The 7,993-nt window shown below is 78.8% G+C and carries 6 protein-coding genes; 2 read left to right on the top strand and 4 right to left on the bottom strand.

Features of this window, described 5'->3' with window-relative positions; genetic code table 11:
- On the top strand, positions 1–1,371 hold a 1,371-nt coding region (locus tag WDZ17_RS06715), incomplete at its 5' end, for a DEAD/DEAH box helicase (RefSeq protein ID WP_494516969.1).
- Positions 1,372–1,404: 33 nt separating this feature from the next.
- On the opposite strand, the gene WDZ17_RS06720 is transcribed toward WDZ17_RS06715, so the two are convergent.
- Entirely contained in the window at positions 1,405–2,391 is a 987-nt protein-coding gene (locus WDZ17_RS06720) for a 5'-3' exonuclease (protein ID WP_339574373.1), read from the bottom strand.
- Positions 2,392–2,530: 139 nt separating this feature from the next.
- On the opposite strand from WDZ17_RS06720, the gene WDZ17_RS06725 reads away from it, so the two are divergent.
- A complete protein-coding gene (locus tag WDZ17_RS06725) occupies positions 2,531–4,213 on the top strand; it encodes an amidohydrolase (protein ID WP_339574374.1) in 1,683 nt (560 codons plus the stop codon).
- 21 nt (positions 4,214–4,234) lie between these two features.
- On the opposite strand, the gene WDZ17_RS06730 is transcribed toward WDZ17_RS06725, so the two are convergent.
- From WDZ17_RS06730 to WDZ17_RS06740, 3 genes are all read right to left on the bottom strand, one after another.
- On the bottom strand, positions 4,235–5,557 hold the full coding sequence (locus tag WDZ17_RS06730) for an ROK family transcriptional regulator (protein WP_339574375.1): 1,323 nt from the start codon (positions 5,555–5,557) through the stop codon (positions 4,235–4,237).
- 112 nt (positions 5,558–5,669) lie between these two features.
- Positions 5,670–6,926 (bottom strand): sugar ABC transporter permease, encoded by a 1,257-nt coding sequence (locus WDZ17_RS06735; protein WP_422631868.1) that lies wholly within the window; start codon positions 6,924–6,926, stop codon positions 5,670–5,672.
- A 96-nt stretch (positions 6,927–7,022) separates the two neighbouring features.
- Positions 7,023–7,823 (bottom strand): ATP-binding cassette domain-containing protein, encoded by an 801-nt coding sequence (locus tag WDZ17_RS06740; protein ID WP_339574377.1) that lies wholly within the window; start codon positions 7,821–7,823, stop codon positions 7,023–7,025.
- Positions 7,824–7,993 lie beyond the last annotated feature (170 nt).

Here is a 7,993-nt window from a genome sequence, read left to right on the forward strand (position 1 = left end):
GCCCGGGCGCGCGAGGTGCTGGAGACGTCCTTCGCGCAGTTCCAGGCCGACCGGGCCGTGGTCGGCCTGGCCCGCCGCGCACGCACCCAGGAGGAGGCGCTCGACGGCTACGCCGAGGCGATGGCCTGCCACCTCGGCGACTTCACCGAGTACGCGGCCCTGCGCCGTCGCCTGACCGAGCTGGAGAAGGAGGGCAGCCGCGAGGCGTCCCGCCGCCGCCGCGCCGAGGTGCTGTCCTCCCTCGAGGGCCTGTCCGTGGGGGACGTCGTCCGGGTGCCGGCCGGTCGCCGCGCCGGGACGGCCGTGGTGCTGGACCCCGGGACGGCGGGCGGCCTGGAGGGGCCGCGACCGACCGTGCTCACGGAGGAGCGCGAGGTGCGCCGCCTCTCGCTGCACGACGTGCCCGGCGCCCTGGAGGTGCTCGCGCGGGTCCCGGTCCGCCAGGGGTTCAACGCCCGGGACGCCGCCGCCCGCCGCGACCTCGCGGGCGCCATGCGCTCGGCGGTCGCCGAGCGGGTCCGGGGCGACGGCGACCCCCGGCGGGGCCCTCGCGGCGGCCGCGGGGACGGCGCCCTCGAGGAGACCGTCGACGACCTGCGGCGGCGGCTGCGGCACCACCCCTGCCACGGCTGCCCCGACCGCGAGCAGCACGCGCGGTGGGCGGAGCGGTGGGCCCGCCTGCGCGGGGAGACCGACGGGCTGGTCCGCCGCATCGAGGGGCGCACGAGCGGCATCGCGCGCACCTTCGACCAGGTGTGCGACCTGCTCCTGGAGCTGGGCTACCTCGAGCACGTCCCCACGGCGGAGGGCACCCGCGAGCCGGACGGGACCCGGGCGACCGACGAGGTCGCGGTCACCGCCGCCGGGCGCCGGCTCAAGCGCGTGTACGCCGAGAAGGACCTGCTCGTCGCGCAGTGCCTGCGCGAGGGCGTCCTGGCGGACCTCGACGGCCCGGGTCTCGCCGCCGTCGCCTCGGCGCTCGTCTTCGAGGCGCGGCGCGAGGAGGTCGGCGTCGGTCCCCGCACCCCGCCGGGCGCGGTGGGCTCCGCGCTGCGGGACGTGGTGGGGCTGTGGTCGGACCTGGAGGAGCGCGAGCGGCAGCACGGCCTGGCCCCGACGTCGGCGCCCGACGTCGGCCTGGCGCTCCCGATGCAGCGGTGGGCGCAGGGCGCCTCCCTGTCCGCGGTGCTGGAGGAGGCCGAGGGCCTCGAGCTGGGGGCGGGGGACTTCGTCCGCTGGTGCAAGCAGACCGTGGACCTGCTCGACCAGCTCGCCGGCGCGGCGGGGGAGGACCGCGCCCTGCGCGCCGCCGCCCTCGACGCCGTCGAACGCGTCCGCCGCGGCGTGGTCGCCTACTCCGTCGTGGCCTGACGGTCCCCGGCGGGACGGCGGCCCGCAGGCGGGTCAGCGGCGGCCGACGACCTCGTCGCGGACGGCGTCCGTCGGCAGCCCGAGGGCGACGAGCAGCCGCCGCAGGCTGGAGGCGACCCCGTAGCGGCGCGCGAGCCGCGTGACCGCGTCCGGGTCGGCCACGGCGGGCGGCAGCGCGTCGTCGTGGTCCGGCAGCTCGGCGTCGCGCAGCACCCGGACGACCGCGGGGGCCGCGTCGAGGTAGTCGGCGGCCTCGACCAGGCGGGAGCGCTGCGCCGGGCGCAGCGACGGGGCGCCCGCGAGGGCGGCCTCGCGGACGCCGGCCAGGTCCCCGAACCGCTCCAGCAGCGTGGCCGCCGTCTTCTCGCTGATGCCCGGCACGCCGGGCAGGCCGTCGCTGGGGTCGCCGCGCAGGACGGCGAGGTCGGCGTAGCGGTCCCCGTCCGGGACGCCGTAGCGCTCGCGCAGCCGGGCTCCGTCGACGACCTCCAGGTCACGGATCCCGCGGGAGGTGTAGAGGACGAGGACGTCGCCGTCGTCCCCGGCGCCCCCGCCGGAGCCGGCGAGCTGGAACAGGTCGCGGTCGCCCGTGACGACCTCCACGCGCCGGCCCTGCGCCAGGGCACGGGTGGCCAGGGTCCCGATGACGTCGTCCGCCTCGCACCCCGGCGCGCCGACCCGGGCCAGCCCCACGGCGGCCAGCGCCTCGGCGATGACGGGGACCTGCGGGCCGAGCGTGCGGGGCGCGTCCTCGGCGCCGTCCGCGGCGACGCGGTGGGCCTTGTAGGAGGGCACGGCGTCCACGCGCCACTGCGGGCGCCAGTCGTCGTCCCAGCAGGCGACGAGACCGCTCGGGCGGCGGTCCGCGACCAGGCGCGCCGTCATGTCGAGGAAGCCGCGCAGGGCGTTCACCGGCGTCCCGTCCGGTGCCGCCACGGAGTCGGGGATGCCGTGGTAGGCGCGGAAGTACATCGACGCCGCGTCCAGGAGCAGCAGCGGCGGGCTCGGGCGGCGGTCCATGCGCGGGAGCCTAGAGCCGCCCGCCGACGCCCCCGGCGCCGTCGTCGGGCGCCGGGTCGGGCGCCTCGTCCGGCGGCCGGCCGACGGGCGACGCGGCCCCCCGGGCGGCCGGGGGTCCGGCGCGGGCACACTCGCGGGTGTGAGCAGCGCACCGCAGGCCCCCGACGACGCCGCCCGCACGGTCCTGTACCTCGCCGACGCCGTCTACAGCCCAGCCGACCCCTTCGCGACGGCCGTCCTCGTCGAGGGGGACCGCGTCGCCTGGGTGGGGTCGCAGGAGGCCGCCCGGGCGCAGCGCGCACGGGCGGACGTCGTCGTCGAGGCCCCCGGCACCCTGGTCACCCCGGGCTTCGTGGACGCCCACGTGCACGTCACGGAGACGGGCCTGGCGCTCGGCGGCGTCGACCTCGCCGGCGCGCGCAGCGCCGCCGAGCTGCTCGACCGGGTCGCCGCGGCGGCGGCGCAGCACCCGGGCGCCGCGGTGCTGGGCCACGGCTGGGACGAGAGCGCCTGGCCCGAGGCCGCCCTCCCGGGCCGCGAGCAGCTCGACCGCGCGGCGGGCGGGGCGCCGGTGCTCCTGTCCCGGGTCGACGTCCACTCCGCGCTCGTGTCCTCGGCGCTCGCCGAGCGCGCCGTCCTGGCCGGCCGCGACGGCTGGGACGGCGGCGCGCTCGTCACGCTCGCCGCCCACGACGCGGCCCGGGACGCCACCCGCCGCCTCTCGCCCGCCGAGCGCGAGCGGCACCAGCGACGCGCGCTGACCGCCGCCGCCGCCGCCGGGGTGGCCGCCGTGACCGAGTGCGCCGCACCGCACGTCGGCTCGCCGGAGGACCTGCGGGCGCTGCGCGAGCGCTCGGACGCGGGCGACGTGCCGGAGGTCCTGGCCTACTGGGGGGCGCTCGCCTCGGACGAGGAGGAGGCCCGGGCGCACCTGGCCGACGTCGAGGGCGCCGGCGTCCTCGGTCTCGCCGGCGACCTGTGCGTGGACGGCTCCTACGGCTCCCGCACGGCGTGGCTGCGCGAGCCCTACGCCGACGTCCCCGCGACGGGGGCGCCCGGCGACCGCGGCGTCGCCCACCTGGGCGCCGAGCAGGTTGCGGCGCACCTCGTCGCCTGCACGCGCGCCGGCGTCCAGGGCGGGGTCCACGCCATCGGCGACGCCGCCTGCGACGCCCTCGTCGAGGGCCTGCTCGCCGCGGAGCGGGTCGTGGGGACGCCGGCGCTGGCCTCCGCACGGCACCGGGTCGAGCACCTCGAGGCGCCGAGCGCGCGCGCCGTCGCCGAGCTGGCGCGCCTCGGCGTCGTCGCGAGCGTGCAGCCGTCCTTCGACGCGCGGTGGGGCGGCGACGGCGGCGTGTACGCCCGGCGGCTCGGCCCCTCCCGCGCCGCCGGGCTGAACCCGCTCGCGGACCTCGCCGCCGCGGGCGTGCCGCTGGCCCTCGGCTCCGACGCGCCGGTCACGCCGCTGGACCCCTGGGGCGCCGTCCGCGCGGCCACGGCGATGTCGGGGGAGCGCGACGGCCGCGGGCAGTCGCTCTCCGCCCGCGCCGCCTTCCTGGCCCACACGCGCGGCGGCTGGCGCGCCGCCCGGCGCGACGGGGAGGGCACCCTCGTGCCGGGGGCCCTGGCGACCCTCGCCGTCTGGGCGGTCGGCGACCTCGTCGTCCAGTCCGCCGACGCCCGCGTGTCCAGCTGGAGCACCGACCCGCGCTCCGGCGTGCCGGGCCTGCCGGACCTCGCGCCCGGTGCGCCCGCCCCGCGCTGCCTGCGGCTGCTGCGCGCCGGGCGGGTGCTGCACGACACCGGCGAGCTCGCCGCCTGAGGTCGACCGGCCGGCGTCGGCTCAGGACGCCCGGCCGCCGGACCGCCCCGGCGGCGGGGCGACAGCACCCGGGGCGTGCCCGAGGGGGTCGTCGAGCAGCGGCCCGAAGGCGGTCTCGGCCGCGCCGACGAGGGTCGAGCCGTCGCCCAGGCCGGCGGGCCGCACGTCCACGTGGTCGCGCAGCGCCGGGAGGACGAGCCGCTCGACCCAGGGCAGGACGTCGCCCTCCACGGCCGGCCAGAGGTCGCGCCACAGGCCGGCGCCGAGCAGGACGACCTGCGGGTCGAGGACGTTGACGACGCTCGCGAGGCCGCGGGCGAAGGACCGCGACACCCGGTCGCGGGTGCGACGGGCGAGGACCCCGCCCCGCTCGAGCCGCTCCGCCACCCGGGCGGCGACGTCCGGGGCGTCGACGTCGAGCTCGAGCGGCCCGGCCCAGGCCGCCGCCTGGGCCTCGGCCTCCCAGCAGCCGCGGCTGCCGCAGTGGCAGGCCCGGCCCTCGGGGTCGACGCCGACGTGGCCGACCTCGCCCGCGAAGCCGCGACGGCCCGTCAGCGCGTGGCCGCCCGAGACGATGCCGCCCCCCAGGCCCCACGTGCCGCAGAGGTAGACGACGTCGGTGGCCCCCACCGCCGCTCCGCGGCCGATCTCGGCCACGACGCCCAGGTCGGCGTCGTTGGCGACCAGCACGGGCACCGGTCGGCCGAGCCGGCCGGCCAGCTCGCCGGCCATGAGCTCGCCGACGGGCTGCTCCACCCACCCGAGGTTCGGCGCCAGGCCGACGACCCCCTCGCCCGCGCGCACGGTCCCCGGCACCGCGACGCCGGCGGCCACGACGCGGTGCCGACCGGCGGGCGGGACCAGCCCGGTCACGAGGCCCCCCGCCCGGCGGACGGCCTCGGCGGGCGCCGCACCGGTCGGCAGCGGCTCCGTCGCCGAGGCCAGGACCCGACCGCCCAGCCCGACGAGGGTGGCGCGCAGCCAGTGCACGTCGAGGTAGACGGCGACGACCGTCGCGGCGCGCTCCACCGGCGCGACGACGAGGGAGGGGCGCCCGACGCCGCGCCCGGAGGCGGCGCGCGGCGGCTCCTCGACGACGAGGCCGGCACCCACGAGGGCGCCGACGAGGTCGCCGACGGTGGAGCGCGACAGCCCCAGGGAGGCCGTCAGCTGCGCCCGCGTCACGGCGCCGGTGCGGTGCACGGCGCCGAGCACGACCGAGAGGTTGTGCCGGCGCAGGTCGTCCTGCCCCCGGCCCGCCACCGAGCCGGCGTCCCGCCACGCGGCCGGAGCAGCCCCGGGACGGGCCGGCGGCCGCACCCGGGCGGGAGGCCCTGTCGTCATGCCGTCCCTCCTCCGGGCCCGGGTGGGCCGACGGGGCCGGTGGCGTCCTCGCACGGGCGGAGCCCCGCTCGTGGGCCCGTCGGGGGGAGCCCCCGCGACGAGCGCGCCACGGCTACCGGCCCGCGGCGGTGCGCCGGCGGCGCGAGACGGCGTCGACGGCCGCGGCGAGCAGCAGCACCGCGCCCGTGACGAGGAAGTTGACGAAGGCGCGCTGGCCGAGCAGACCGAGCCCGTTGGCGATCACGGCGATGACGAGGCCGCCGATGACGGCGTTGACGACCTTGCCGCGACCGCCGAAGAGGCTCGTCCCGCCGATGACCGCGGCGCCGACGCCCAGGAGCAGGGTGTTGCCGCCTCCCGAGCCGGGGGCCACCGAGTTCAGCCGCGACGCCTCGATGATCCCCGAGAGGGCCGCCAGCGTGGAGCCGATCATGAAGACGGACACCCGGATCGCCTGGACGGAGATGCCGGCCCGGCGCGCGGCCTCCGCGTTGCCGCCGACCGCGTAGACGTGCCGCCCGTAGGACGTGCGGCCGAGCACGGCCGTGAGCAGGACGAGCAGCACGACGATGAGCGGCACCGACCAGGGCATGCCGGCGAGCTGGATGCTGGGCACGCGGGCACGGTTCTCGGACAGCACCGCGGTGACCACGAGCACCGCGGCGGCGACGGCGACGACCCGCAGCAGCACGAGGCCGAGGTTGTCCCGGGTGAGCCCGCGGCGCCGCTGCCCCGCCCAGCGGAGCAGGCTCAGGGCGGCGTAGCCGAGGGCGGCGACGGCGGCGAGGACCCAGCCCAGGGCGACCGGCACGTTGCCGTTGGCGATGGCCACCACGACCGGGTCGCGGACGGCGATGGTCCCGCCCTGGCCGATGAGCTGCAGCGTCACGCCCTGCAGGGCCAGGAAGAAGGCGAGGGTCACGACGAAGCTGGGGATCCCCACCCGGGCCACGAAGAGCCCGATGAGCGTGCCGATGACGAGGCCCGCGAGCAGACCCGCCAGGACGCCCACCCACCAGGGCAGACCGGCCTGGCCGAGGACGATGGCCATCACCGAGGCGGACGCCCCGCCGGCGACGCCGGCGGACAGGTCGATGTCCCCCAGCAGGAGCACGAAGGTGAGCCCCATCGCCAGGACGATGATCGAGGAGGCCTGGACGAGGAGGTTCGCCACGTTGAGGGCCGTGGGGAAGGTGTCCGGCCGCAGCGCCGAGAAGAGCACGAGCAGGACCGCGAGCCCGAGGAGGGCCGGGAGGGATCCGATGTCACCGCCGCGCAGCCGCTGCAGGTACGCGGTCACGCCGTCGCGGAACGTGGGTGCCGGGGCCGGCTCGGACAGGGTGCTGCCGCCGCCGGTGGCCCGGGCCAGCTCGACGATGCGCTCGCGCTCGGCCTCCTCGTCGCCGCGGGGTGCGGGCCGGTCGTCGGCGGTGGTGCGGTCGGTGGGGGTGCTCACGGGTCCTCCTCAGGCCTGCGCCGTCGCGGGGGAGAGGCCGAGCTCCCCGGAGCGACCGGTGGTGATGAGCTCGACGACCTGGCTGCTCGTGACGTCGCGCGTGCGGACGGTCGCGGCCGAGCGGCCGAGGTAGAGCGCGGTGATGGAGTCGGCGACCTCGAAGACGTCGCTGAGGTTGTGGCTGATGAGCACGACGCCGAGGCCGTTGTCCGCCAGGCGCCGCACGAGGTCGAGGACCTGCCGGGTCTGGGCCACGCCGAGGGCCGCCGTCGGCTCGTCGAGGAGGACCACGCGGCTGTTCCAGAGCACGGCCTTGGCGATGGCCACGGTCTGCCGCTGGCCGCCCGACAGGCTGGCGACGAGCTGGCGCACCGAGCGGACGGTGCGGACGGACAGGCTCGCCAGCGTCTGGCGCGCGAGCTCCTCCATCGTCGTCTCGTCGAGGACCCCGGCCTTCTTCTTCTCGCGGCCGAGGAACATGTTCTGGACGATGTCGAGGTTGTCGCAGAGCGCGAGGTCCTGGTAGACGACCTCGATGCCGAGCTGGGCGGTGTCCCGCGGGCTCTCGACGGAGACCGGCCGCCCCTCGAAGAGGTACTCGCCCGCGTCCGTCGTGTAGATGCCGGCGACGCACTTGACGAGCGTGGACTTGCCCGCCCCGTTGTCCCCGACGAGGGCCGTCACCTCGCCGGCGCGGACGTCGAGGTCCACCCCGTGCAGGACCTGGACGGCCCCGAAGCTCTTGTCGATGCCGCGCAGGGACAGCAGCGGCGTCCCCGCGTCCGGCGGGGCGGTGGCGGGCTCGGTCACGGGGTCCTCCTCGTCGAGGTGCGCCTGGGGCGCGGGGCAGGGCTCGGGCGCGGGGCAGGGCTCGGGTGGGGCAGGGCTCGGGCGGGCGCTGGGCGGTCCGGTGCCCCGGGGGGGCGGGACAGGCGGGGGGGGGGGGGGGGGGGGGGGGGGGGGGGGGGGGGGGGGGGGGG

Source organism: Pseudokineococcus basanitobsidens (genome assembly GCF_037482545.1).
GTDB lineage: Bacteria > Actinomycetota > Actinomycetes > Actinomycetales > Quadrisphaeraceae > Pseudokineococcus > Pseudokineococcus basanitobsidens.